Source organism: Pseudomonas sp. 43(2021) (assembly GCF_017490805.1).
Classification (GTDB): Bacteria; Pseudomonadota; Gammaproteobacteria; order Pseudomonadales; family Pseudomonadaceae; genus Aquipseudomonas.
In genome coordinates this window covers 34,931-60,455 of sequence record NZ_JAFGYJ010000013.1, presented here as the reverse complement: position 1 = coordinate 60,455, position 25,525 = coordinate 34,931, and the positions used below count along the sequence as shown (strand labels likewise).

The window sequence follows — 25,525 nt, the reverse complement described above, 5'->3', positions numbered from 1 at the left end:
GGAACTCCACTCGGCGAATGGCTCAAGCAATTCCTCCAGAGGCCCCATGCACTTGCAAACGGAATCTTCTCAGCGCCTGAAATGGCAGTTTGACGAACTCGCCCCAGGCAAAGAACTGTTCATCGACGAAGTATTTGGAAACTACCAGCAACAAGCCCGCTTGCTGGTCCCCGATATCGAACGCGCAGCGCCGGCATTCGTCCTGGGGGGCGCGCGCTCCGACTTTACCCGGCTCAATCCCCTGCTCTATCGCCTGCAGGCCGCAGGCATTGGTTCCCTCACTGCCAATCTGTCAGGTCATAGCCTCGCCAGTGAGCCAGGCGCAGTGTCACCCTCACTGGCTACGAACCTTGATGAAGCACGGCGTTTCCACGCGCATATCGCGCTTCGCTGTCGGACGATAATAGGCCACAGCCTGGGCGCGGCTATAACGCTGAAACTTGCAGCACAGTTGCCGCAAGTGGACAGCATCGTGCTGATCTGCCCGGCGGTCTATCCAGACCGTGCTCACAAGGTACCGTTCGGCCCGGCATTCACGGCCGCGATCAGAGAACCCTATGGTTTTCTCGATTGTGACAGTTACGCCTTCCTCAAGCGGTTCCAAGGCAGAGTTCTGATGGTAATTGGCGAGTATGACGGGCTGAACTCACAACGATTTGGCAAAGATCCGGGCACTAGCGCAGGTAACCTGTGGCTGGCCGGCGCCGAGCGCTACAGCCCGATTCCTGAAGAAGTTACCCAGGCCCTGATGCAATCAGTTTCAGCGTCGCGTTTGCAATGCCTGTTTCTTACAGACTGCGACCATGGCATCGCCGCCCACTTACGCAGTACACCAGCGATTGCCGATCAGGTTGCGAGCGCCGTGGAAAACTTCATCCTCGACGACGCCTGACGCGTTGACCACTACTTGATTTCAAACAATCCGTTACTAAGCGGCCTCACACTCAAGCGCTCGCGTATGTCGTCATCTATACGGGGATCATCCGGCTGGTACAGTTTTACCTGGCGATAGGCGTTGATGCGATTGATCTCCTCTCCCAGGTAATCCCACACCACCCGGGTGCAGGCCGGGTAGCGCTGGTCACCGCTGGAAACACCGGCCTTGAGGCCGTTCAGGCGGGTAATGCGGCTTTTGAAGCTGGGGATGAGGATGGTCTGGCTCATCTCGTTGAAAGTCAGCGACTCGTAGTCGACCAGGAACATCCGGTCCTGCAACTGGAACGCCGCCCCCAGGTAACGGCAACGCACCTCGGCATGGTGGTCAGTGGCACTGGAGCGCTCCTGGCGTTCCTGGCGCTCGAACAGAAACTGCCCGCGCTCTTCCCACAGGTGCACCAGCGACACCAGGATCGTGCCCGGCACCGACATGCAGTTGGAATACTCCAGGTAATAGCCGCAATAACGCGACAGATTGCCGGCATGTTCGTGCAACGGGCGAAACAACTCGCTGATCGGGTCGCCAGGTTGCTCGGCCAAGGTCGACACACGCGCACCGATCAGGTGGCTGAACTGCTCGGGCGGCAAATTCAGCTCGTAATCCTCGACACCGAAGAAATCGCTGATGCGCTTGAGATTGAATGCCGTCGGACGGCTCTGCCCGCTCAGGTACTTGTTGAACTGTGCGCGATTGATCGCGAGCTTGCGGCAAACTTCGGAGATAGAGCGGTAGTGGCTGCAGGCCAGTTTGAGATTGGTAGCGAAATGAACGCTCATGACACAGGGCTCGGGTGACGCGAATGACGCAAGTATAGCATCAGGTTGCACCAAATCAGAGCAATCCGCGAAATTGTAACCGGCCTTGTCATAGCCAACCATGCGCCCCAACGAATAGCGGTGCGCCCGCCGTCCGCTGGTCTTTCCACACGAACAATAAGAATCGAGGTCATTTTCCAATGCTCGAAGTACTCAACGATTTCCTCTCGGGGAAACTTCTCATTGTGCTGATCGTAGGGCTGGGTAGCTACTTCACCATCCGCTCCCGTTTCGTCCAGTTCCGCCACTTTGGCCACATGTTCGGTGTGTTCAAGGAGTCGCTGCGTGGCCAGGCTGGCCAGCTGAGCTCCTTCCAGGCCCTGATGCTGAGCCTGGCCGGCCGTGTGGGCGCCGGTAACATCGCCGGTGTCGGCATTGCCGTGACCCTGGGTGGCCCAGGCGCCGTATTCTGGATGTGGGTCACCGCACTGGTGGGCATGTCCAGCAGCTTCTTCGAATGCACCCTGGCCCAGGTCTACAAGCGCGCCGATGGCGACGGCCTGTACCGTGGCGGCCCGGCCTACTACATCCAGCACGGCCTGAAGCTGAAAAGCATGGCCATCGTGTTCTCGGTCCTGCTGCTGGTCACCTACGGCTTCGCCTTCATCGGCCTGCAGTCGTACACCGTGACCCACTCGCTGCAGAACGCCTTCGCCTTCGACCCCAAGCACACCGGCATCGTCCTCGCCGTGCTGCTGGCCATCACCTTCATCGGCGGCATCAAGCGCATCGCCGCGGTGTCGGACCTGCTGGTACCGGTCAAGACCCTGGCCTACATCGGCGTGACCCTGTACGTGATCGGCACCCAGATCGAACACGTGCCAGCCATGCTGGAAACCATCTTCAAGAGCGCCTTCGGCCTTGACCCGGCGTTTGCCGGCCTGCTCGGCAGCGCCATCGTCATGGGCGTGAAGCGTGGCGTGTTCGCCAACGAAGCAGGCCTGGGTAGCGCGCCGAACGTCGCCGCCGTGGCCGCCGTGAAACACCCGGGTGCCCAGGGCGTGGTCCAGGCCTTCAGCGTGTTCCTCGACACCTTCGTGATCTGCACCTGCACCGCGCTGCTGATCCTGCTGTCGGGCTTCTACACCCCGGGCTTCGAAGGTGACGGTATCGTCCTGACCCAGAACTCGCTGGCCGCCGTGGTTGGTGACTGGGGCCGCGTGTTCGTCAGCGTCGCGCTGTCGCTGTTCGTGTTCACCTGCATCCTCTACAACTACTACCTGGGCGAGAACAGCCTGCAGTTCCTCAGCCGCAATCGCGTGGTACTGATGGTGTTCCGTGGCCTGGTACTGGCGCTGGTGGTATGGGGTTCGCTGCAGGACCTGTCGACCGTGTTCGCCTTTGCCGATATCACCATGACCTGCCTGGCCTTCGTCAACCTGGTGGCTCTGGCCCTGCTGTTCAAGGTCGGCCTGCGGGTAATGCGCGACTACGACGAGCAGCGCAAGGCGGGCGTCGACCAGCCGGTGTTCGACTCGGCCAAGTTCGCCGACCTGGACCTGGACCGCAATGCCTGGCCTGCCAATCCGCAGGCGGAAACAGCCACTGACAAAGCAGTCGGCGAAGTCCAGACGCAGCGCTGATATTCTCCCTTCCAGCCGCCCCGTCCGTGGGCGGCTTACCTTTTCTCCGCTCACCGCTACGGATGCTTCCCATGCGAGCAGTAAACAATCTCCTCGTTCTCTATACCGGGGGCACCATCGGCATGCTCGAAACCCCCGAAGGCCTGGCGCCGGCCGGTGGTTTCGAAGCGCGCATGCGCGAACACTTCGCCCACATGCCCGATGCGCCCCAGGTGCAGTGGACACTGCAGGAACTGAACCCGCTGCTCGACAGCGCCAACATGCAACAGCACAACTGGCTGGCGATGCGCGATGCCATCGTCGCAGCGGTAGAGGTTGCTGGCCATGATGGCGTGCTGGTGCTGCATGGTACCGACAGCCTGGCCTACAGCGCCGCGGCATTGTCGTTCCTGCTGCTGGGCCTGCCGGTGCCGGTGCTGCTGACCGGCTCGATGCTGCCGGCGGGTGCCGCAGACAGCGATGCCTGGGGCAACCTGTGCGGCGCGCTGCGCCAGTTCGAACAAGGGCTGGAAGATGGCGTGCAGCTGTACTTCCATGGCCAGCTGCTGCATGGCTGCCGGGCGTCGAAGCTGCGCAGCGAGGCGTTCGATGCCTTTGTCGCGCTGCCACGTCATCGTGACAGTGAGCGCGCCACGGCGATCCCTGCCGAGCTTGGCTACAAGCACCCGCGCCAGCCGGTCAACCTGGCGGTAGTGCCGGTGTTCCCGGGCCTGCAGGCCGGGCACTTGCAGGCACTGCTGGGCAGTGGCGTGCAGGGGTTGCTGCTGGAGTGCTACGGCAGCGGTACCGGGCCGTCGGATGACCAGGCATTGCTGGATGTGCTGAGCGCAGCGCGCCAGCGCGGTGTGATGCTGGCAGCTATCAGCCAGTGCCCTGAGGGGTCGGTGGTGTTCGATACCTATGCGGCGGGTAACCGCTTGCGCGGGGCCGGGCTGGTCAGTGGTGGGGGCATGACCCGTGAGGCGGCGCTGGCCAAGATGGTTGCGCTGCTGGGGGCCGGGCTGGATGTGGATGCAGCTGAGCAGTGGTTTGCCCTGGATCTGTGTGGGGAGCGGGCCTAGCTTTCACCCATCAGGGCCTATTCGCGGGCAAGCCCGCTCCCACAGGTACAGCACTGCCCTTGAAGGCTGTGAAGTCCTGTGGGAGCGGGCTTGCCCGCGAATGGGCCAGTAAAAAATGGCGGAAGGCAGCGGGAGTCGAACCTGCCCGGGAACGGCTGCCGTCCCCAACCGGGTTTGAAGCCCGGCCGCGCCACCGGGCGCGATTGCCTTCCTTGAACTCAGTGCCTGGCTTGCTGCTGGGCCAGGGCGCTGTCGGCGCGAATGTGACGCTGATCGGCCACCCTCCGGGTCAGACCGATGCGGTCGAAGTATTCCAGTATCTGCACACTGCGCTTGCGACCGATGCCCAACATATCGCGAAACGCGGCAACCTGCACTATCGGTGTTTCACTGGCCTGCCCCAGCAGCAGCTCTGCCATGCGCTGTAGCGTCGCCTCAGGGTAGAACAGGTCGCGCACCACCTGGTGCACCAGGCCCAACCGGGCCAGCTTGCGCAGCAACAGGCGCACATCGGCTTCGGCACGGTTTTCCTCACTCGCCAGCGTCCTGACCCAGGGCGGATCGTATTGCCCCGCCAGCAACTTCGGTTGCAGACTCGCCCATAGCGCGCTGTCGGCTTCACTCAACTGCACCTTGTGATCGGGCAGGTGCAGCCAAGGCCCGCTGCTGGCAATGGCACGGTCATCGAGCAACTCATCCAGCAGGCTGACAAAAGCGGGCCGCTCCAGCGGCAAGGCAGCAAAGCGGCGCAGGCGGTCGCGGTCCGGGCCGAGCTGGTCAGGCTCCTGCTCATGGAACCGCGCCAACTGCTCCAGCACCAGGCGCTTGAGCGCCTGCCACTGGGCACGGGCAAACAACAGTTGGCCCTGCCGTGTTGCCACCACCAGCACATCTTCCGGCAACTGCCAGGTTTCGCGCAGGCGATTGAACTGCCGCTCCAGGCGCTGCGGGTCGACACCCCCGGGTGCGCTGGCGAGCAGCGCCGGCAGGGCCTGCTCCAGGTCCTCGGTATCACGCAGCACCTGCAACTGGCGCAGGCGCTCATCGCTGCGCCGCTGACGGCTTGGCGCAAACGGGTCGAGCACCTTGCCGCCCCCCAAGGTGCGCTGGGCACGCTGGTCGCGCAGCACCAGGCGGTCGCCGTGTACCGCCTGCAGCGGTGCGTTGAGCAGCAACTGGGCGAACATGCGCTGGCCCGCCGTCAGGGTTTCTCCTTCGAGCAAGGCCACCCGGGCCGTTACGTCCTGGGTGCCGAGGTGCACGTGCACGGCGCTGAAATGTTCGAAAGTCCGGGTCTCGCCCGGCAACAGTTTCAGTTCGATATCCACCCGCACGCTGGGGGCATGCAGCCACTCGGCCACCAGCCAGTCACCCCGATGCACCTGTTCCGCCGCCAGGCGTTCGGCAGCGATGTTCAGCGCCACACGCTGGCCCGCCTCGGCCACCAGGGCGGCCTGGTTCTGCGCATGCAGGCCACGCACCCGTACCGGTTTGCCGGCCTTGCCCAGCAACAAGGTGTCGCCGGCACTGACCCGCCCGGCCAGCGCCGTGCCCGTGACCACCACACCCGCCCCGGTAACGGCGAAAGCACGGTCGACGGCCAGGCGGAAACCGCCGCGCACGCTGCGCTGGCGCACGCGCTGCTCCGCCGCCAGCAACGCCTGGCGCAGGGCATCGATACCCTCGCCGGTCACACTCGACAACGGAAACTGCCGTGCACCGGCATAAGGGCCCGGCGCCAGCAATTCGCTGACTTGTGCCTGCACTTCGGCCAGGCGTGCCGGCTCTACCCGGTCGCATTTGCTGATTGCCACCAGGGCCTGGGGAATGCCGAGCAGCTCGATGATTGCCAGGTGCTCGCGGGTTTGTGGCATCACCCCGTCGTCGGCCGCCACCACCAGCAGCACCAGGTCGATGCCGTGGGCGCCGGCCAGCATGTTGTGGATAAAGCGCTCATGGCCCGGTACGTCGATGAAGCCGGTCAGTGCCGCCCCCTCGGTCAACGCCGCATAGCGGTAGCCCAGGTCGATGGTCATGCCACGGGCGCGCTCCTCCTGGCGCTGGTCGCCGGCCTGGCCGGTCAGGGCCTGGAGCAGTGCGGTCTTGCCGTGGTCGATATGGCCGGCGGTACCAACGATCACTGTACCGGCCCCAACTGCAGGGCGGGCAACTGCGCCAGCCACTGGGCTTCGTCATCCAGCTGGCGCAGGTCCAGCCACAGGGCGTCGTCGGCGATGCGGCCGAGCACCGGCACCGGCAGGTCTCGCAAGGCCCGCTCCAGCACATGCAGGCTGCGCCCGCGCAACTTCTTCGACACCTGCGGGCGCAGGCACAACGCCGCGCTCGGCAGGCGGGCGACCGGTTGGCTGCCACTGCCGATCATGCCCAACGCCGGCTCCACACTGACCGCCCATTGCTCGCCGAGGCGGGCCTTGAGCTCAGGGGCCAGGCGCTCGGCCTGGGCCTGGATTTCGGCCTGACTGCGGGTCAGCAGACGCAGGCTGGGCAGGCGCTCGGCCAGGCGGTCGGGGTTGCGGTACAGCGCCAGCACCGCTTCGAGTGCGGCGAGGGTGATCTTGTCGACCCGCAGCGCACGCTTGAGCGGGTTCTTCTTGATCCTGGCGATCAGGTCCTTGCGCCCGACGATGATCCCGGCTTGCGGCCCGCCCAGCAGTTTGTCGCCACTGAAGGTGACGATATCGGCGCCGTCAGCCAGGGCCTGGCGCACGGTCGGCTCGGCGGGCAGGCCCCAGCGGGTGAGGTCAAGCAGGCTACCGCTGCCAAGGTCCTCAAGCAGCGGTAAGTCATGTTGGTGGGCGATGCGCGCCAGCTCGGCGGTGGGCACCTGGGTAGTGAAACCCTGGATACTGTAGTTGCTGCAATGCACGCGCATCAGCAGGCCGGTGCGTGGGCCGATGGCGGCCTCGTAGTCGCGGGCGTGGGTGCGGTTGGTGGTGCCGACTTCGTGCAGCTTCACGCCAGCGCGGGCCATGATGTCGGGAATGCGGAAGGCACCGCCGATCTCGATCAGTTCACCGCGGGAGATGATGCCCTCCTTGCGCGCACCCAGGCTGTTGAGCGCCAGCAGCACGGCGGCAGCGTTGTTGTTGACCACGGTGACGGCTTCGGCGCCGGTCAGCTCGCGGATCAGGCCTTCGATCAGGTCGTCACGGTCGCCACGCTTGCCGGTGGCCAGGTCGAATTCCAGGTTGAGCGGGTAGCGGGCGGCGGTCTGCATGGCCTCGATGGCCTCCTCTGGCAACAGGGCGCGGCCAAGGTTGGTGTGCAGGACGGTGCCGGTGAGGTTGAACACGCGGCGGACCTGGCTGCGTTGCTGGGTGGCCAGGCGTTCGCCGGTGCGGCCCAGCAGGACTTCAGCGGCCAGTTCGGCGGCGCTGAGTTGGCCGGTACGGGCGGGGTCGCGCAGGTCGTCGAGCAGTTGGCGCAAGGTGGCAAGGACCGCGTCGCGGCCATGGCGGTCGATCAGCGGGAGGCAGGCCGGGTGGCGCAAAAGGGTGTCGATGGAGGGCAGGCGTGGGGTGTCGCTGGCTAGGCTGGAGGACATGCGGTACTACCTTGGACTGATCCGTTGTCTGTACTGGCCTCTTCGCGGGGGAACCCGCTCCCACAAGGCCCGCGCAGCTTTTGAAGCTTGCGCGGTACCTGTGGGGGCGGGTTTACCCGCGAAGAAGGCGACTCGGTCTTACAGTGTAGACACTCACCCACTACCCGGGCGCAAGCATCAGGTTCGGTGCCAACCGATGGAAGCCCTCCTCGTCCAGGCGAATGTCCAGCGCCAGGCTGGCCAGGTCGTCGGCCAGCGGCTCGGCCGCCGCATCGTTTTCCAGGTAGTTCTGCTTCAGGTAGCTTTCGCACGCCGGGCAGCACTCGGCACGCAGCGGCGCCTTGCCCGGCGCATGGCGGTCATCGTCGAGGCTGGTGTAGCGCAGGTCCTTGCTCGACTCGCAGTAGACGCACTTGACCCGCACTACATGCCATTCACAGGCACACAGCGAACAGGCCAGGTAGCGCAGGCCATTGTGCTTGCCACGGTTGCGCACCACCCCGGCCATCGCCGGCGAGCCGCAGGCCGGGCACTGGGCCAGGCTGCCGGCGGGCTTGAGCTCTGGCGCGGGCAGCGCCAGCAACCAACTGGACCAGGCCGCCTGCAAGGCCGCCCCAATGAACGGCACCAGCGCTGCGGGCACTGCATCGTACTGGCCGGCGAGCAAGGCAATGCCCCAGCCCTTGCGCTGATTGTCGTCGCTGCCACGCAGGGCTTGCAGTGCCTCACCCAACGGACCGCTGGTTTGCGCGCTGAAGTGCTCGAGCAAGGCCTGCAACCAGACCAGCCACGGCCCTTCACGCACCAGGCTATCCGCCGCCAGCGGCGGCAAACCATGACTTATGCACAGGCGTTGACGCTCCTCGGCCACAGGCATGCCAGCGGGCGGGTTATCCACAAGCTGCTGCTGTATGCGGCACAAGCGGGCCACCAGCTTCAGGTATTCGCCAAGGGCATTGCCCTCGGCCAGCTGCTCCAGGCGCGCGGCCCGCAGTTCGAACAGGTTGGCGGGGGGCAGGTGCAGAAACGGCGGCATCACCGCCGACGCTTCGATCTGCCCGGGTTCGAGTATCGTGCTCAAGCGCTCATCCTTCTTTTCGTCCGTGATTGCCCGGCGTCTTGTCACCGGTCACTTCGCGGTACCACAACTCATGGTGCTTGCGCGCCCAGGCGCGGCTGACCCAGCCATGCAGCATGGCGCCGATCGAGCCCTTGATCCAGATGCCGGCGTAGATGTGCACGATGATGCTGAGGATCAGCACGAACGCCGCCAGGGCGTGGAGCAGCGCGGACAGGCGAATGACCTCGATGCCGAACCAATGGCTGAAGTAGGCGCGCCAGATCACCACACCGCTGACCAGCAGAACCAGCATGCACGCCAGCAGGGTCCAGAACAACAGCTTCTGCCCGGCGTTGTACTTGCCGATCGGCGGCACACCCTCCTCCTTGTTGAGCATCACCCGGTCCACGCGGCGCAGCCACAGGCGGTCGTTGGCGGTGATGAAGTTGGCGCGCCAGAAACGCAGCACCAGGCCGAGGAAGAACACGAACATCGCCACCCCGATGAAGGGGTGCAGGATGCGTGTCCACGGCCCACCGCCGAACAGGTTGCTGAGCCAGAACAGCGCCGGATGGAACAGCGCCAGCCCCGACAGGCCAGCCAGGATGAACAGGATCGCGACGACCCAGTGGTTGCTGCGCTCGTTGGCGTTGTAACGCAGGATGGGTTTGTTGTCGTTCATGGTCGCTGCTCCCCTTGCCCACCGGGCTTGGCCGGATCATAGACATGGACCGACGGGTCCACCTGATGCACGCTTTCATCCGGCGGTGTCGGGCGTTCGTCCTCCTCCACCCGCTGTGGCCCGACCCGCACATAGTGGAAGAACCCGGCCAGCACCGCCGCGCCCATGGCCAGCAGCGCCAGCGGCTTGGTGAAGCCCTTCCACAGCCCCACCAGCGGGCTGATCACCGGCTGATCCGGCAGGCCGGCGTACAGTTTCGGCGTGTCGGCATGGTGCAGCACATACATCACATGGGTGCCACCGACGCCGTCCGGGTCGTACAGCCCGGCGTTGTCATAGCCGCGCGACTTGAGGTCGACGATGCGCTCGGCGGCATGCACTTTCATCTCGTCCTTGCTGCCGAACACGATCGCCCCGGTCGGGCAGGTTTTCACGCAGGCCGGCTCCAGGCCCACGGTCACGCGGTCGGAACACAGGGTGCACTTGTACGCCTTGTGGTCCTTCTGCGAGATGCGCGGGATGTTGAACGGGCAGCCGGTAATGCAGTAGCCGCAACCGATACAGTGGTCCTGGTTGAAGTCGACGATGCCGTTGGCGTGCTTGATGATCGCCCCCGGGCTCGGGCAGGCCTTCAGGCAACCTGGCTCGGCGCAGTGCATGCAGCCGTCCTTGCGAATCAGCCACTCCAGGTTGCCGTCGTCGCGCTCATGCTCGGTGAAGCGCATCAGGGTCCAGGTCTCGGCGGTGAGGTCCTGGGGGTTGTCATAGGTGCCGTGGTTGTGGCCGACCTCGTCACGCAGTTCGTTCCACTCCGAACACGCCACCTGACAGGCCTTGCAGCCGATGCACTTGGTGGTGTCGATCAGCTTGGCGACTTCCTGCTGCTGGCGTACCGAAGGCGGTACGGTGGTGGTGGCCGAGCGGGCGATGATGTCTTGGCTGGCCATCAGAGTTTCTCCACTTTGACGAGGAACGACTTGGACTCTGGCGTCTGGGTATTGCCGTCACCCAGGAAAGGCACCAGGGTGTTGGTCAGGTAGCCATGCCGCGTAGCCCCGGTGAAGCCCCAGTGCAGCGGGATGCCGATCTGGTGCACGGTCTGGTTGTTGACCTTGAGCGGGCGAATCCGCTTGGTCACCACCGCCACCGCCTCGATGTGCCCGCGCTTGCTCGACACCCGCACCCGGTCACCGGCCTTGATACCCTTCTCGTTGGCCAGCACCTCGCCGATTTCGACGAACTGCTCGGGCTGGGCAATGGCGTTGAGGCGGCAATGCTTGCTCCAGAAGTGGAAGTGCTCGGTCAGCCGGTACGTGGTCGCCGCATACGGGAACTCGTCGTGCTTGCCCAGGGTGTCCCACACCGAGTCGAAGACCCGCCCGGCCGGGTTGCTGGTGGCCTTCTTGTTCTGCGGGTGCAGCGGGTTGATGCCAATCGGCGTCTCGAACGGCTCGTAGTGCTCGGGGAACGGGCCTTCGGCCATCTTGTCGATGGCGAAGAACCGCGCCACGCCTTCGGGGTTCATGATGAACGGGTTCATCCCCGCCTCGGGTGGCGAGTCGACCTTGAAGTCGGGCACGTCGGTACCGGTCCAGGCCTTGCCGTTCCACCATACCAGGCGCTTCTTCTCCGGGTCCCAGGGTTTGCCTTGCGGGTCGCTGGAAGCACGGTTGTAGAGGATGCGGCGGTTGGCTGGCCAGGCCCAGGCCCAGTTCTGCACCTGGTGCATGCCGTATGGGTCGCTGTTGTCGCGGCGGGCCATCTGGTTGCCCTGCTCGGTCCAGCTGCCGGCGAAGATCCAGCAGCCGGACGCGGTGCTGCCATCGTCCTTGAGCTGGCCAAAGCCCGCCAGTTGCTGGCCGGCCTTGAGCACTGCGCCAGTCGGGTCGGTGAGGTCGGTCACCGCCCAGCCGTTCATTTCCTTGGCCAGTTCCTCCGGGGATGGCTCTTCAGGGATCTTGTATGGCCAGTTGATGTTCATCAGCGCGTCTGGGTAGGCACCGCCCTCGGCCTGGTAGCGTCGGCGCAGGCGCAGGAACAGCTCGCTCATGATGTGCACGTCGGTGCGGGTCTCACCCGGGCCGTCGGCGCCCTTCCAGTGCCACTGCAGCCAGCGGCTGCTGTTGACCAGCGAGCCGTCTTCCTCGGCGAAGCAGGTGGTGGGCAGGCGGATCACTTCGGTCTGGATGTTGGCCGTGTCGACATCGTTGAACGGCCCGACGTTGCGCCAGAACTCCGAGGTCTCGGTGGCCAGCGGGTCCATGATCACCAGCCACTTGAGCTTGCCCAGGGCTGCGGTGACGCGGTTCTTGTCCGGCAGCGCGGCAATCGGGTTGAAGCCCTGGCACATGTAGCCGTTGACCTTGCCCTGGCCCATCATCTCGAACATGCGCAGCACGTCGTAGGCCGGCACGTCGAGCTTGGGCAGCCAGTCGTAGCCCCAGTTGTTTTCTGCCGTAGCGTTGGCGCCATACCAGGCCTTCATCAGGCTGACGTGGAACTTGCCGTAGTTCTGCCAGTACGACAGTTGCCCTGGGCGCAGCGGTTTGGAGGCGCGCTTGTCGATGTAGGCGGCGTAGTCCTGCTCGGCATCGCCAGCCAAGGTCAGGTAACCCGGTAGCGAGTTGGACAGCAGGCCGAGGTCGGTCAGGCCCTGGATGTTGGAGTGCCCGCGCAAGGCGTTGACCCCGCCACCGGGCATGCCGACGTTGCCCAGCAGCAACTGGACCATGGCCGCACTGCGGATGATCTGTGCGCCGATCGAGTGCTGCGTCCAGCCGAGCGCGTAGAGGATCGTCATGGTCTTGCCCGGTACCGAGCAGGTGGCGATCTCTTCCCAGATCTTCAGCATGGCGTCCTGCGGCATGCCACAGGTCATGCTCGCCAGTTCCGGGGTATAGCGGCTGTAGTGCTGCTTCATCAGCTGGAACACGCAGCGCGGGTGCTGCAAGGTCGGGTCGACCTTGGCAAAACCGTCCTCACCCAGTTCATAACCCCAGCCGGACTTGTCGGCATACACACGCTTGGCCTCGTCATAGCCGCTGAACAGGCCATCCTCGAAGCCATAGTTCTCTTTGACGATGAACGACACGTCGGTGTAGTTGCGCACGTACTCGTGCTGGATCCTGTCGTTGCTCAGCAGGTAATTGATCAGCCCGCCCATGAAGGCGATGTCGGTACCGGTACGAATCGGTGCGTAGTAATCCGCCACCGAAGCGGTACGGGTAAACCGCGGGTCGACCACGATCAGCCGCGCCTTGTTGTGCGCCTTGGCCTCGGTCACCCACTTGAAGCCGCACGGATGCGCTTCTGCTGCGTTGCCACCCATCACCAGGACCAGATTCGCGTTGGCGATATCGGACCAGTGGTTGGTCATGGCGCCACGGCCGTACGTCGGGGCAAGACTTGCCACCGTCGGGCCATGTCAGACACGAGCCTGATTATCGAACCCCAGCATGCCTGTTGCGCGGATGACCTTGTGGGTCAGGTAGCCGGCCTCGCTGGAGGCGGCGGAAGCAGCGAGAAAACCGGTGGTTAGCCAGCGGTTGACCGTTTGCCCCTGGGCGTTCTTTTCGATGAAGTTGGCGTCGCGGTCCTGCTTCATCAGGTCGGCGACGCGATCGAGCGCCTCGTCCCAGCTGACTCGCACCCACTCCTGGCTGCCCGGCTTGCGTACCTCGGGGTACTGCAGGCGGCTCGGGCTGTGGATGAAGTCCAGCAGGCCGGCACCTTTCGGGCAGAGGGTGCCGCGGTTGACCGGGTGGTCGGCGTCACCTTCGATATGGATGATGTTCTGTTTGACGTTCTTGCCCGCATCGCCCTGGCTGTACATGATCAGGCCGCAGCCGACCGAGCAGTAGGGGCAGGTGTTACGGGTTTCTTTGGTATGCGCCAGCTTGAAGTGACGCACCTGCTCGGCGAATGCGGGTGTCGGGGCCATGCCCAACGCCGCAAGGCTCGAGCCTCCAAGGCCGACGGCGGCGACCTTGAAGAACTGCCGACGGTTCAGGTCCATCGTGCACTCCTGATCAGGTGGTGGACGCACGGAACATGGCCGGCGCCTCTTGGTAGTCACGGTGGCGGCCAATTGATGGCCGCCAACAGGTAAGACTAGCCAAGAATCGCGAAGGTGCGATGACATGGGTCAGCTGAAGGCGCTGTGTTGCCTGATTCGCGGGTGAACCCGCTCCCACAGGTACTGCACCTGCCCGAATGTGGGAGCGGGCGTGCCCGCGAACACCGGCAACGCCGGTGCCATCCACCACCGGCCGATCAGCAAAGCGGCAGGTTGCGCACCACGTTCAGCGCCGCGCTGCTCTGCGCCACCGGCATGATCTCGATGGTATTGATGTTCACATGCGCCGGCTGCTCGGCAATCCAGGCCACCGTGGCCGCGATGTCCTCGGGCAGAATGGCCTCCACATCCCGATACAGCGCCTGCACGGCATCCAGGTCACCGTTCAGGCGCACCACCGAGAAATCGGTACCCGAGCACAGCCCCGGCTCGATGTTGCTCACTCGCACGCGGGTGCCCGCCAGGTCGGCGCGCAGGTTGAGGCTGAACTGGCGGACGAAGGCCTTGCTGGCGCCATACACGTTACCGCCCGGGTAGGGGTAGGTGCCGGCGATCGAGCCGATGTTGATGATCATGCCGCTGTCGGCTTCCACCATCTGCGGCAGTATCTTGTGGGTGACCATGGCCAGGCCGGTGATGTTGGTGTCGATCATCCGCTGCCAGTTTTCCGCACTGCTGACCTGGGCACGGTCCACGCCCAGCGCCAGCCCGGCATTGTTGACCAGCAGGTCGATCTGCAGCGAAGCATCACGAATCTTCTCGACCGCCGTCTCGAGCGACACCGGGTCGGTGACATCCAGCGCCAGCGCAGTGAAGTTGGCGCCCAGTTCGGCTTCCAGCGCTTGCAGCTTGTCCATGCGCCGGGCGCCACCGATCACGCGGTAGCCTTTGCCGATCAAGGTACGGCAGATGGCGCGGCCAAAGCCCGAGGAGGCGCCGGTTACGAATGCGGTTTTCATCAGTTGTCTCCTATGGAAGGGTCAGGCCAGGTACTTCACGCCCAGGCTGGTGAACAGGCAGAGCATCGAAAACACCAGCGCCTTGCGCACCACTTCGTTGCCCTTGCGCAGGGCCAGCGCGCTGCCCAGGTGGTTACCGAGGATGTTGCAGGCCACCAGCGGCAACGCCAGCAGGTAGACGACCTTGCCGGCAATGACGAAGGCCACCAGGGCGCCGATGTTGGACGCGAAATTGAAGGTTTTGGAGTTGGCCGAGCTGGAGACCAGGTCCATGCGCAGCAGGTAATGGAACGCGATGATGAACATGCTGCCGGTACCGGGGCCGAAGAAGCCGTCATAGAAGCCGATGGCCAGGCAGGTCAGCGGGACCACGGTGAACAGCATGCGCGATGACAGTTCGCGCTCTTCGACCGGGCGGTCCTTGGGGGTGAGGAAGATGAGGATGCCGAGGGGGATCAGCGCCAGGATGATCTTGCCCACGGTTTCCTGGGAGATCGACACGATCAGGTGTGCCCCCAGGTAGGCACCGAGCAACGAGAACGGCACGCCGACCAGCGCCACCTGCCAGACCATCTTGCTGTTGGCCAGGAAGTTGCGAATGGCTGCCAGTGTGCCAAGGGTACTGACCAGTTTTTCCTGACCGAGGGCAACCTGCGGTGGCATGCCGACCAGCAGAAAGCCCGGCACCAGGAACAACCCGCCGCCACCGGCAATGCTGTCTACGAAGCCGGCAACGAAAGCGATAGCCCCAAGCATGAGCACCGCCAGCAACCAGTGTTCCGCCCAGAAAGCGCCCAGAATTTCCATAGCGAAGTCCATCCAGTGGAGTGTCCTGCCAAGCACAACGCAAGTGTGCATGTCCCAATCAGCGCGATGATTGTAATTACAAAAATTGAATCGATGCAATATCGAATTAAATCGACTCAATGACAACGATTACCATCATTACCGCATCTTGGCTTTCATGTTAGGCTGCGCGCAATTGCAGAATCTGGTGTCATTTCCATGTGGGTCCCTCAATACGGCGATCAAACCCAGCCGGTTTACCTGATGATCGCTAATGCCCTTGAACAGGACATCGAAAGTGGTCGGCTTGCAGCAGGCGATCGTTTGCCCACACTCAAAGACCTTGCCGAGGCACTCAATGTAACCCCCGGCACCGTTGGAAGAGCCTACGACGAAGCCGCCAAACGCGGCCTGGTGGTTGGAGAGGTAGGCCGTGGCACATTTGTCAGGCAGTTGCGACAGCGGTTATCCACCCCGTCGGTGCCCACACCCGTTACTGGCGAAAGCAGCCAGATCGATCTCTCGATCATCAAACCCAACGACGCCCACATGAGTGAGTGGCTGGGTGCGGCGATCAGCGAGCTGGCCACTTCTCCGGACCTGGGGCAGGTACTCGACTATGTGACAGAGGGTGGTCACACCTCCCACAAACAAGCAGGGGCAGCCTGGATTCAGCGCTGGCTGCCTGATGCTCGCTGGCAACAGGTTGTACTGACCTCTGGCGCCCAGCATGGACTATTGGTGGCCATCAGCAGCCTGTCGAAGAGCGACGATGTGGTGCTGTGCGAATCGTTCTGCTACCCAGGCATCATCTCCCTGGCCCACAGCATGGGCCGCCGCCTGCGCGGCGTGGCCATGGACGAGCACGGCCTTATTCCGGAGGCATTGCGCGCGGCCTGCCTGGAGCACCGCCCTTCCCTGCTGGTGTGCGTCACCACCCACCAGAACCCGACCAACTCGATCATGCCCCACGCACGGCGCCAGGCCATTGCAGAGATCGCCCGCGAGTTCGACCTGTTCATCGTCGATGACGATATCTACGGTTTTCTCGAACCCGCAGCGGATTACCAGCCACTGACCGCGTATGCGCCCGAACGCTCGGTGTACCTCACCAGCCTGTCCAAGAGCGTGCTGCCGGCGCTGCGCATCGGTTACCTGTACGCGCCACCGCAAACCCTCTCGCGGTTATCGTCGATGGTACGCAGCAGCGTCTGGATGCCGTCACCATTGATGGCGCAACTGGCCAGCAACCTGATCAACAGCGGCATGGCCGACCAGTTGGTGCGGGTACAGCAGGACGAGGCGGCCGCGCGCCAGCAAATGGCCCGGGAGATCCTTGGCAGGTACAAGATCCGCAGCCAGCCCAACAGCTTCCACATCTGGCTGGAGTTGCCGGAGCCGTGGACCAGCGACGAATTCGCCAACCTGGCGCGCAACAACGGCGTCACGGTAGTCAGTGGCAGCCAGTTCCTGCCGGAACGCAGCCACGCAACCTGCGGCGTGCGCATCGCCCTGATGGCGCCCAGCCGCCAGGAACTGGGCTTTGCCCTGACCAAGCTGGTCAGCCTGCTGGACTCGCCGGAGCCGCGGTTGTTCTATTGAAGCGCTGCCTTATTGAACCCGCTCTCACCTAACCCTTTGAATTAGCAGGGACCCTGTGGGAGCGGCTTTAGCCGCGAACACCGGCACAGCCGGTGCCATGCACCGCGCTGGATTCTTCGCGGCTAAAGCCGCTCCCACAGGATAAGCGGATCGCTTGCGAACTCGTTCGCACCAGCACCTGAGCTTATCGGGATCAGCCAAACAGGTGCAGTAGAATGGCACCCACCAAGACCAGGCCCACGCCCACCACCTGAAAGCAGGACAACCGCTCCCGATAGAAGAAGAAGCCCAGTATCGCGGCGATTCCCCCCGACAGCGTGCTGATCACGGTGACAACGGAAATCGAACCATTTAGCGCCCCCCAGGAAAAGGCGGAAAACCCACCCAGGTTGAACAGGCTGGCACCGCACAATGTTGCACACGTTCTTGGCCTGATTACCGACCAGCCCCTCAGCAGCCTGAGCGCTTCGGGCATCAGGAAGATCACCCCAACTGCATACCCTAGCGCCAACATGTTCACAGGGCCGAGCGAGGGCAGCGCATATTTCCCCTGAAGCCAGAAACTGACGCCGTAGAAAGCCGCCGCCAACAGAGCGAAAGCAACCGGCAAACGGCTCATCGACCGCCCCTGCTCACCCGCCCTGTTACCGCTGCTACTGGCCAACAGCACACCAAGGAAACAGGTCAGCAAGCCAAGAAACTGCCAAAGCGACAGTTCATCACCACCTAGCCAGGCCAGCAGCGTAGTAAAGACGCCATACGAGGTCACCAGCGGAGCCACGACTGCCGTCTTGCCGATAGCAAAGGCCTTGGAAAGTGACAGCGCCCCTAACACCGTGCAAAGCGCCGCAACTCCGCCAAGCAGCAATGCGCTAACAGGTGCCGCCAGTATCTTTTCCAGCTGATTGGCCGATATGAAGATGATCAGCCCCATCAGCAACAGACCCAATACCTGCCCAAAAAAGACAGCTCGACGAATGCCAACCGCCCGGGCGTTTACCCCCACTAGAAAATCGGTGACGCCCCACAACAAGGCGGCTATCAAACCCATGATGACGTCCATGTTTCCACTCCCGTTGCCTGCTAGGGACAGATATTAAATTGAGAGGGCAACAATGAGCTGCAGCACCAGCAGTTTCAGAAGCCTCCTACACGGGGTGGCTGCCCATAAAAAAACCCAGGGCAACTGCCCTGGGCTTCTGGTCTTGCTAGACGCCTGATCGCTCCGATCAGAACGGAATATCGTCATCGAAGCTGTCGAAGTCAGCCGCTGGCTGCGGGGCTGGCTGCTGCGGTGCCGGGCGCTGAGGAGCCTGTTGCGGGCGCGGGGCCTGCTGGCGCGGAGCCTGGTTGTACTGTTGCGGCTGGCCGCCACCGTAGTTGCCGCCACCCTGGTTGTACGGGTCACCGCCCTGCTGCTGGCCCTGCGGACGGCCGCCGAGCAGCTGCATGGTGCCGTTGATGTCGACGATGATCTCGGTGGTGTAGCGCTTGATGCCGTCTTTTTCCCACTCGCGGGTCTGCAGCTTGCCTTCGATGTAGCACTGCGAACCCTTGCGCAGGTATTCGCCGGCGATTTCGGCAACCTTGCCGAACAGCGACACACGGTGCCACTCGGTACGCTCGACCTTCTGGCCCGACTGCTTGTCGGTCCACTGCTCGCTGGTAGCCAGGCTCAGGTTGGTCACGGCGTTACCGTTGGGCAGGTAGCGGACTTCGGGATCCTGGCCACAGGTACCAACCAGAATGACTTTGTTAACCCCACGGGCCATAACGTTCTCCTAGGCTTCGCACGCCGAAGAGGCCGGGTTCACCAGGCGCTCGAGGGTCGTACGGTCCAAAATTTTCGTATCCAGTTTGATATAGATGGCGGCTTCTTCCGCCACCACGACGGCGTCGGTCACACCCGGCACGGCCATCAGGCGCTCGGTCAGGCCGGCTTCCCGGACTGCCTCTGGCGTCAGCGGCATGCGCAGGCTGGTCACATAGGGCGGCTCGTTCATGCGCAAGGCAACGACCAACCAGATGGCACACAGTACCGCACAACCGAGGAACACCATGTTCAGCCCGCCGTGCTGGAACAACCAGCCACCGAGGATTCCTCCCAGGGCAGCACCGAGGAACTGGCTGGTGGAGTAAACCCCCATTGCCGTCCCCTTGCCACCTGCAGGCGACACCTTGCTCACCAGCGAAGGCAGCGATGCCTCCAGCAGGTTGAATGCAGTAAAGAATACCACGGTGCCGATCACCAGTCCGCGCAAACCGTCAGCCCACTGCCAGAAGAACACCTCCACCAGCAGCAACACACTGACCGCCCCGGCCAGCACGCGTTTCATCTTGCGCTTTTTCTCGCCGTAGATGATGAACGGGACCATTGCAAAAAATGAGATGAACAATGCGGTCAGGTATACCCACCAGTGCTGCTCCTTCGGCAGACCGCCGCGCTCGACGAAGGCCAGTGGCAGCGCGACGAAGCTGGCCATGAGGATGGCGTGGAGGATGAAGATGCCCGCGTCCAGGCGCAGAAGGTCCGGATGGCGCAGGGTCGGGCCGATGGCCTGGCGCGCCACACCCGACTCACGGTGCTGCAGGATGCTGTGGGTATTGGGCACGACAAAGGCGATCAGCAGGATGCCGACCAGGGCAAGTCCTGCCGTGGCGAGGAACAATCCTGACAAGCCAAAGGCACGAGTCAGCAATGGGCCGACGACCATGGCGACGGCAAACGACAGGCCGATGCTCATGCCGATCATGGCCATGGCCTTGGTCCGGTGCTGCTCGCGGGTGAGGTCGGACAGCAGCGCCATGACCGCAGCGGAAATCGCCCCGGCCCCCTGCAGGATACGCCCGGCGATCACACCCCAGATGGAGTCGGCCTGGGCCGCCAATACACTGCCCAGGGCAAAGATCACCAGCCCCAGGTAAATCACCGGCCGGCGGCCGATACGGTCGGAAATCATCCCGAACGGGATCTGCAAAACGGCCTGGGTCAGGCCATAGGCACCAATGGCCAGGCCAATCAGCGCCGGTGTGGCACCGGCCAGGTCCATGCCGTAGGTGGCCAGCACCGGCAAGACCATGAACATGCCCAGCATACGAAAGGCAAAGACCAGGGCCAGGCCGCCAGCGGCGCGGGTTTCGCCGCCACTCATGCGCTCGTTGTGGGTGTCGTGCATGGATTAACCTCGTGTGAACCGGCGGCGATTCTATCAGTCCGACAGCGTGACGGCATCTACGCGACGCTTTGCCGCGTACTGGCAGGGCGCCGTATACTTCCTTGTTTATGCCCGCCGAGCGAGGCCGCAGTGGACAAGATCCTGATTCGTGGGGCACGCACCCACAACCTGAAGAACATCGACCTGACCCTGCCCCGGGACAAGCTGATCGTGATCACCGGCCTGTCCGGTTCCGGCAAGTCGTCCCTGGCGTTCGACACCCTGTACGCTGAAGGCCAGCGCCGCTATGTCGAATCGCTGTCGGCCTACGCCCGGCAGTTCCTGTCGATGATGGAAAAGCCTGACGTCGACACCATCGAAGGCCTGTCGCCGGCCATTTCCATCGAGCAGAAGTCGACCTCGCACAACCCCCGCTCCACGGTCGGCACCATCACCGAAATCTACGACTACCTGCGCCTGCTGTACGCCCGCGTCGGTACCCCACGCTGCCCGGACCACGATATCCCGCTGGAGGCGCAAACGATCAGCCAGATGGTCGACCTGGTGCTGGAGCGCCCGGAAGGCAGCAAGCTGATGCTGCTGGCGCCAGTGGTGCGCGAGCGCAAGGGCGAGCACCTGGCGGTGTTCGACGAATTGCGTGCCCAAGGCTTTGTGCGTGCCCGGGTCAACGGCAAGCTCTACGAGCTCGACGAACTGCCCAAGCTGGACAAGCAGAAAAAGCACAGCATCGATGTGGTGGTGGACCGCTTCAAGGTCCGCGCCGACCTGCAACAGCGCCTGGCCGAATCGTTCGAGACCGCGCTCAAGCTGGCCGACGGCATCGCCCTGGTGGCACCGATGGATGATGAACAAGGCGAAGAGACGATCTTCTCCGCGCGCTTCGCCTGCCCGGTCTGTGGCCATGCCATCAGCGAGCTGGAGCCGAAGCTGTTCTCCTTCAACAACCCCGCCGGCGCCTGCCCGACCTGCGATGGCCTGGGAGTGAAGCAGTTCTTTGACACCAAGCGCCTGGTCAATGCCGAACTCACCTTGGCCGAAGGCGCGATCCGCGGCTGGGACCGGCGTAACGTGTACTACTTCCAGATGCTCGGCTCGCTGGCCGCGCATTACGGCTTCAGCCTGGAGGAGCCGTTCGGCCAGCTGTCGGCCGAGCACCAGAAAGTGATCCTGCAGGGTAGCGGCAAACAGAGTATCGACTTCAAGTACCTCAACGACCGTGGCGACATCGTCAAGCGCTCGCACCCGTTCGAAGGCATCGTGCCGAACCTGGAGCGTCGCTACCGCGAGACCGAGTCGGCCACCGTGCGTGAAGAACTGGCCAAGTTCCTTGGCACCCAGCCCTGCCCGGACTGCCGCGGCACCCGCCTGCGCCGTGAGGCACGGCATGTGTGGGTGGGTGAAAAGACCCTGCCGGCGGTGACCAACCTGCCGATTGGTGAAGCCAGCAACTACTTCGGCGAACTGACCCTGACCGGCCGCCGTGGCGAAATTGCGGCGAAGATCCTCAAGGAAATCTGCGAGCGCCTGCAGTTCCTGGTCAACGTCGGTCTCGACTACCTCACCCTCGACCGCAGTGCCGATACCCTGTCCGGTGGCGAAGCGCAGCGTATCCGCCTGGCCAGCCAGATCGGCGCTGGCCTGGTGGGGGTGATGTACATCCTCGATGAGCCGTCCATCGGCCTTCATCAGCGCGACAACGACCGCCTGCTGGCCACCCTCAACCACCTGCGCGACCTGGGCAACACGGTAATCGTGGTGGAACACGACGAAGACGCCATCCGCCTGGCCGACTATGTGGTGGACATCGGCCCGGGGGCCGGTGTACACGGCGGGCAGATCGTCGCCGAGGGCTCGCCGCAGGAAGTCATGGCCCACCCCGACTCGCTGACCGGCAAGTACCTTTCCGGGCGCAAGAAGATCGTCGTCCCGGCCAAGCGCACGCCGCGCAACAAGAAGCTGCAACTCAAGCTCAAGGGCGCGCGTGGCAACAACCTGCAAAACGTCGACCTGGAAGTCCCGATCGGCCTGCTGACCTGCGTGACCGGTGTATCCGGCTCGGGCAAGTCGACGCTGATCAACAACACCCTGTTCCCACTGGCCGCCACCGCCCTGAATGGTGCAAGCAGCCTTGAAGCGGCGCCGCATGCCAGCATGGATGGCCTGCAGCACCTGGACAAGGTAGTGGATATCGACCAGAGCCCGATCGGCCGCACCCCTCGCTCGAACCCGGCGACCTACACCGGCATCTTCACGCCGATCCGCGAGCTGTTCTCCGGTGTGCCGGAATCACGTTCGCGCGGTTATGGTCCGGGGCGCTTCTCGTTCAACGTCAAGGGTGGCCGTTGCGAGGCCTGCCAGGGCGATGGCCTGATCAAGGTGGAGATGCACTTTTTGCCGGACATCTACGTGCCGTGCGACGTGTGCAAGAGCAAGCGCTACAACCGCGAAACCCTGGAGATCAAGTACAAGGGCAAGAACATCCACGAGGTGCTGGAGATGACCATCGAGGATGCCCGCGAGTTCTTCGATGCAGTGCCGGCGCTGGCGCGCAAGCTGCAGACGCTGATGGATGTGGGGCTGTCGTACATCAAGCTGGGGCAGTCGGCGACCACGCTGTCGGGCGGCGAGGCACAGCGGGTGAAGCTGTCGCGCGAACTGTCCAAGCGTGACACCGGCAAGACCCTGTATATCCTCGACGAGCCGACCACGGGCCTGCACTTTGCCGATATCCAGCAGTTGCTGGACGTGCTGCATCGCCTGCGTGACCACGGCAATACCGTGGTGGTGATCGAGCACAACCTGGATGTGATCAAGACCGCGGACTGGCTGGTGGATCTGGGGCCGGAGGGTGGTTCGAAAGGTGGGCAGATCATTGCCTGCGGTACGCCGGAAGAGCTGAGCGAGATGAAGCAGTCGTATACCGGGCATTATCTGAAACCGCTGCTGGAGCGGGATCGGGCGTGAGGCCTTGGGGGCGCTTTGCGCCCCTGTTGCGACACAAGGCCGCTCCCACAGGAGAAGTGCATTTGCCTGTGGGAGCGGTCTTGTGTCGCGACAGGGCTGCAAAGCAGCCCCCAGCTTTTACATCTGCGATTGCAGGTAGTTTTCCAGGCCGATGGCCTTGATCAGCCCCTGCTGCTTCTCCAGCCAGTAGGTGTGATCTTCTTCGGTGTCAGCCAGTTGGGCACGCAGGATGTCGCGGCTGATGTAGTCCTTGTGCAGTTCGCACAGCTCGATGCCTTTGCATAGCGCGCCGCGCACCTTGTACTCGAGCTTGAGGTCAGCCTCGATCATTTCCGGCACGGTGCTGCCCACTTCCAGGTCGTCCGCGCGCATGTCAGGAGTGCCTTCGAGCATGAGGATGCGACGCATCAGGGCATCGGCGTGCTGCGTCTCTTCTTCCATTTCGTGGTTGATGCGCTCGTAGAGCTTGGACAGGCCCCAGTCTTCGTACATCCGCGAGTGAATGAAGTACTGGTCGCGCGCCGCCAGTTCGCCCTTCAGCAGCGTAACGAGGTAGTTGATTACGTCCGGGTGACCTTGCATCGCCCTGCTTCTCCATGTGAAAACGTCTATGCCACATAGTGTGAACCAGCTTTTGCCAGCGGTCACTGAAAAACGCGCAATCAGAAGCAAAAAATCGGTCAAACAGTAGTGATATTCATTGAAAAACCGCCCAAATGAGGGCGGTTCTTCTTATCACTTCGACTTAAGCGAGATTGACGCCCAGGGCCTTGGCGACCCCTTCGCCGTAGGCCGGATCGGCCTTGAAGAAGTATTGCAGCTGGCGCTGGACCACGTCTTGGCTGACGCCTGCCATGGTGCCGGCAATGTTGTTGATCAGCAGGGCTTTCTGCTCATCGCTCATCAGGCGGAATAGCGCGCCGGCGTGGCTGTAGTAGTCGGTGTCTTCACGGTGATCGTAGCGGTCAGCCGAACCATTCAGGGCCAGTGCAGGCTCGGCATGGCGCGGCGACTGCTTCGGTGCATCGCTGTAGCTGTTGGGCTCATAGTTCGGTGCACTGCCGTAACTGCCAGCAGCCATGGAACCATCACGCTGATAGCTGTTAACCGGGCAGCGTGGTGCGTTCACCGGCAGTTGCTGGTGGTTGGTGCCCACCCGGTAGCGGTGCGCGTCAGCGTAGGCGAATACACGCCCTTGCAGCATGCGGTCTGGCGACAGGCCGACACCCGGCACCATGTTGCTCGGACCAAAGGCAGCCTGCTCGACCTCGGCAAAGTAGTTGAGCGGGTTACGGTTGAGCTCCAGCACGCCCACCTCGATCAACGGGTAGTCCTTCTGCGACCAGGTCTTGGTCACGTCAAAGGGGTTCTCGTCGCGGCTGGCAGCCTCGGCTTCGCTCATCACCTGGATGCATACGGTCCAGCGCGGGTAGTCGCCTCGCTCAATGGCTTCGAACAGGTCGCGCTGCGCGTAGTCCGGGTCAGTACCTGCCAGGCGCGCGGCATCTGCCGGGGCGAGGTTCCTGATACCTTGCTGGGTCTTGAAGTGCCATTTGACCCAAGTGCGCTCACCCTCGGCATTGATCAGGCTGTAAGTGTGACTGCCGAAACCGTGCATGTGGCGGTAGCCGTCCGGAATGCCGCGATCGGAGAACAGAATGGTGACCTGGTGCAACGCCTCGGGGGAGTGCGACCAGAAGTCCCACATCATCTGGGCGTTCTTCAGGTTGGATTGCGGGTGACGCTTCTGGGTGTGGATAAAGTCCGGGAACTTCAGCGGGTCGCGAATGAAGAATACCGGCGTGTTATTGCCGACGATGTCCCAGTTGCCTTCCTCGGTGTAGAACTTAACGGCGAAACCACGCGGGTCGCGCTCGGTATCGGCGGAGCCACGCTCGCCACCAACGGTAGAGAAGCGCAGGAAAGTTTCGGTCTGCTTGCCAACCTGTTCAAACAGCTTGGCACTGGTGTAACCGGTGATATCGCGGGTGACGGTAAAGGTACCGTAGGCGCCCGAGCCCTTGGCGTGCACGCGGCGCTCAGGAATGTTCTCGCGGTTGAAATGGGCAAGCTTCTCGATCAGGTGGAAGTCGTCGAGCAGCAGCGGGCCGCGCGGGCCGGCGGAACGGGAATTCTGGTTGTCGGCTACAGGTGCACCGCTGGCGGTGGTGAGAATCTTGCTCATGGGCTCTCCTTATCGGTCTACAAGCGCCGGCTAATCGGCTTTGGAGAGAGTATTGACGAGCAAGGTTACAAGAAC

General features: G+C 63.2%; 19 protein-coding genes and 1 tRNA gene. 5 read left to right on the top strand and 15 right to left on the bottom strand.

Annotated features, from left to right (window positions below):
• Positions 1–46 precede the first annotated feature (46 nt).
• Positions 47–892: an alpha/beta fold hydrolase gene (locus J5M71_RS13360; RefSeq protein WP_207832736.1), complete on the top strand. Its 846-nt coding sequence runs from the start codon at positions 47–49 to the stop codon at positions 890–892.
• Between the two features lie 11 nt (positions 893–903).
• Here the strand turns inward: J5M71_RS13360 and J5M71_RS13355 are convergent, their stop codons facing one another.
• On the bottom strand, positions 904–1,713 hold the full coding sequence (locus J5M71_RS13355; RefSeq protein ID WP_207832735.1) for a helix-turn-helix transcriptional regulator: 810 nt from the start codon (positions 1,711–1,713) through the stop codon (positions 904–906).
• 179 nt (positions 1,714–1,892) lie between these two features.
• Here J5M71_RS13355 and J5M71_RS13350 point away from each other — a divergent pair, with 179 nt between their 5' ends.
• Positions 1,893–3,335, top strand: a complete 1,443-nt coding sequence (locus tag J5M71_RS13350; protein ID WP_207832734.1) for an alanine/glycine:cation symporter family protein — start codon at positions 1,893–1,895, stop codon at positions 3,333–3,335.
• Positions 3,336–3,397: 62 nt separating this feature from the next.
• Positions 3,398–4,396, top strand: coding sequence for an asparaginase (locus J5M71_RS13345; RefSeq protein WP_207832733.1), 999 nt, complete (start codon positions 3,398–3,400; stop codon positions 4,394–4,396).
• A gap of 116 nt (positions 4,397–4,512) precedes the next feature.
• Here J5M71_RS13345 and J5M71_RS13340 read toward each other — a convergent pair.
• From J5M71_RS13340 to J5M71_RS13300, 9 genes are all read right to left on the bottom strand, one after another.
• Positions 4,513–4,608, bottom strand: a tRNA-Sec gene (locus J5M71_RS13340).
• 6 nt (positions 4,609–4,614) lie between these two features.
• Positions 4,615–6,537 (bottom strand): selenocysteine-specific translation elongation factor, encoded by a 1,923-nt coding sequence (selB, locus tag J5M71_RS13335; RefSeq protein WP_207832732.1) that lies wholly within the window; start codon positions 6,535–6,537, stop codon positions 4,615–4,617.
• Positions 6,534–7,961 (bottom strand): L-seryl-tRNA(Sec) selenium transferase, encoded by a 1,428-nt coding sequence (selA, locus tag J5M71_RS13330; RefSeq protein WP_063911047.1) that lies wholly within the window; start codon positions 7,959–7,961, stop codon positions 6,534–6,536. The genes selB and selA overlap by 4 nt, the downstream gene beginning before the upstream one ends.
• 160 nt (positions 7,962–8,121) lie before the next feature.
• Entirely contained in the window at positions 8,122–9,042 is a 921-nt protein-coding gene (fdhE, locus tag J5M71_RS13325; protein ID WP_063911046.1) for a formate dehydrogenase accessory protein FdhE, read from the bottom strand.
• A 4-nt stretch (positions 9,043–9,046) separates the two neighbouring features.
• Positions 9,047–9,703, bottom strand: coding sequence for a formate dehydrogenase subunit gamma (locus J5M71_RS13320; RefSeq protein WP_063911045.1), 657 nt, complete (start codon positions 9,701–9,703; stop codon positions 9,047–9,049).
• Positions 9,700–10,650, bottom strand: a complete 951-nt coding sequence (gene fdxH / locus J5M71_RS13315; protein ID WP_207832731.1) for a formate dehydrogenase subunit beta — start codon at positions 10,648–10,650, stop codon at positions 9,700–9,702. Before fdxH ends, J5M71_RS13320 begins: the two co-directional genes overlap by 4 nt.
• Complete coding sequence (gene fdnG / locus J5M71_RS13310) at positions 10,650–13,718, bottom strand: formate dehydrogenase-N subunit alpha (RefSeq protein WP_207832730.1); 3,069 nt, start codon at positions 13,716–13,718, stop codon at positions 10,650–10,652. The genes fdxH and fdnG overlap by 1 nt, the downstream gene beginning before the upstream one ends.
• A gap of 257 nt (positions 13,719–13,975) precedes the next feature.
• Positions 13,976–14,737 (bottom strand): SDR family NAD(P)-dependent oxidoreductase, encoded by a 762-nt coding sequence (locus J5M71_RS13305; protein ID WP_207832729.1) that lies wholly within the window; start codon positions 14,735–14,737, stop codon positions 13,976–13,978.
• Between the two features lie 21 nt (positions 14,738–14,758).
• The gene (locus J5M71_RS13300; RefSeq protein WP_207832849.1) at positions 14,759–15,544 is read right to left on the bottom strand and encodes a TSUP family transporter; all 786 of its coding nucleotides are present in this window, start codon (positions 15,542–15,544) and stop codon (positions 14,759–14,761) included.
• 198 nt (positions 15,545–15,742) lie between these two features.
• Here J5M71_RS13300 and J5M71_RS13295 point away from each other — a divergent pair, with 198 nt between their 5' ends.
• Complete coding sequence (locus tag J5M71_RS13295) at positions 15,743–17,125, top strand: PLP-dependent aminotransferase family protein (protein WP_207832727.1); 1,383 nt, start codon at positions 15,743–15,745, stop codon at positions 17,123–17,125.
• A gap of 193 nt (positions 17,126–17,318) precedes the next feature.
• Here J5M71_RS13295 and J5M71_RS13290 read toward each other — a convergent pair whose 3' ends face one another.
• The 3 genes from J5M71_RS13290 to J5M71_RS13280 form a co-directional block, all read right to left on the bottom strand.
• A complete protein-coding gene (locus J5M71_RS13290) occupies positions 17,319–18,188 on the bottom strand; it encodes an EamA family transporter (protein WP_207832725.1) in 870 nt (289 codons plus the stop codon).
• A 166-nt stretch (positions 18,189–18,354) separates the two neighbouring features.
• Positions 18,355–18,897, bottom strand: coding sequence for a single-stranded DNA-binding protein (locus J5M71_RS13285; RefSeq protein ID WP_063911040.1), 543 nt, complete (start codon positions 18,895–18,897; stop codon positions 18,355–18,357).
• 9 nt (positions 18,898–18,906) lie between these two features.
• The gene (locus tag J5M71_RS13280; protein WP_063911039.1) at positions 18,907–20,301 is read right to left on the bottom strand and encodes an MFS transporter; all 1,395 of its coding nucleotides are present in this window, start codon (positions 20,299–20,301) and stop codon (positions 18,907–18,909) included.
• 129 nt (positions 20,302–20,430) lie between these two features.
• On the opposite strand from J5M71_RS13280, the gene uvrA reads away from it, so the two are divergent.
• Entirely contained in the window at positions 20,431–23,265 is a 2,835-nt protein-coding gene (gene uvrA, locus J5M71_RS13275; protein WP_207832723.1) for an excinuclease ABC subunit UvrA, read from the top strand.
• 117 nt (positions 23,266–23,382) lie between these two features.
• Here uvrA and bfr read toward each other — a convergent pair whose 3' ends face one another.
• Positions 23,383–23,847 carry a bacterioferritin gene (bfr, locus tag J5M71_RS13270; protein WP_003257116.1) on the bottom strand — a complete coding sequence of 155 codons (465 nt, stop codon included), beginning with the start codon at positions 23,845–23,847 and terminating at the stop codon, positions 23,383–23,385.
• Positions 23,848–24,010: 163 nt separating this feature from the next.
• On the bottom strand, positions 24,011–25,450 hold the full coding sequence (locus tag J5M71_RS13265; RefSeq protein WP_207832721.1) for a catalase: 1,440 nt from the start codon (positions 25,448–25,450) through the stop codon (positions 24,011–24,013).
• Between the last annotated feature and the right edge of the window lie 75 nt (positions 25,451–25,525).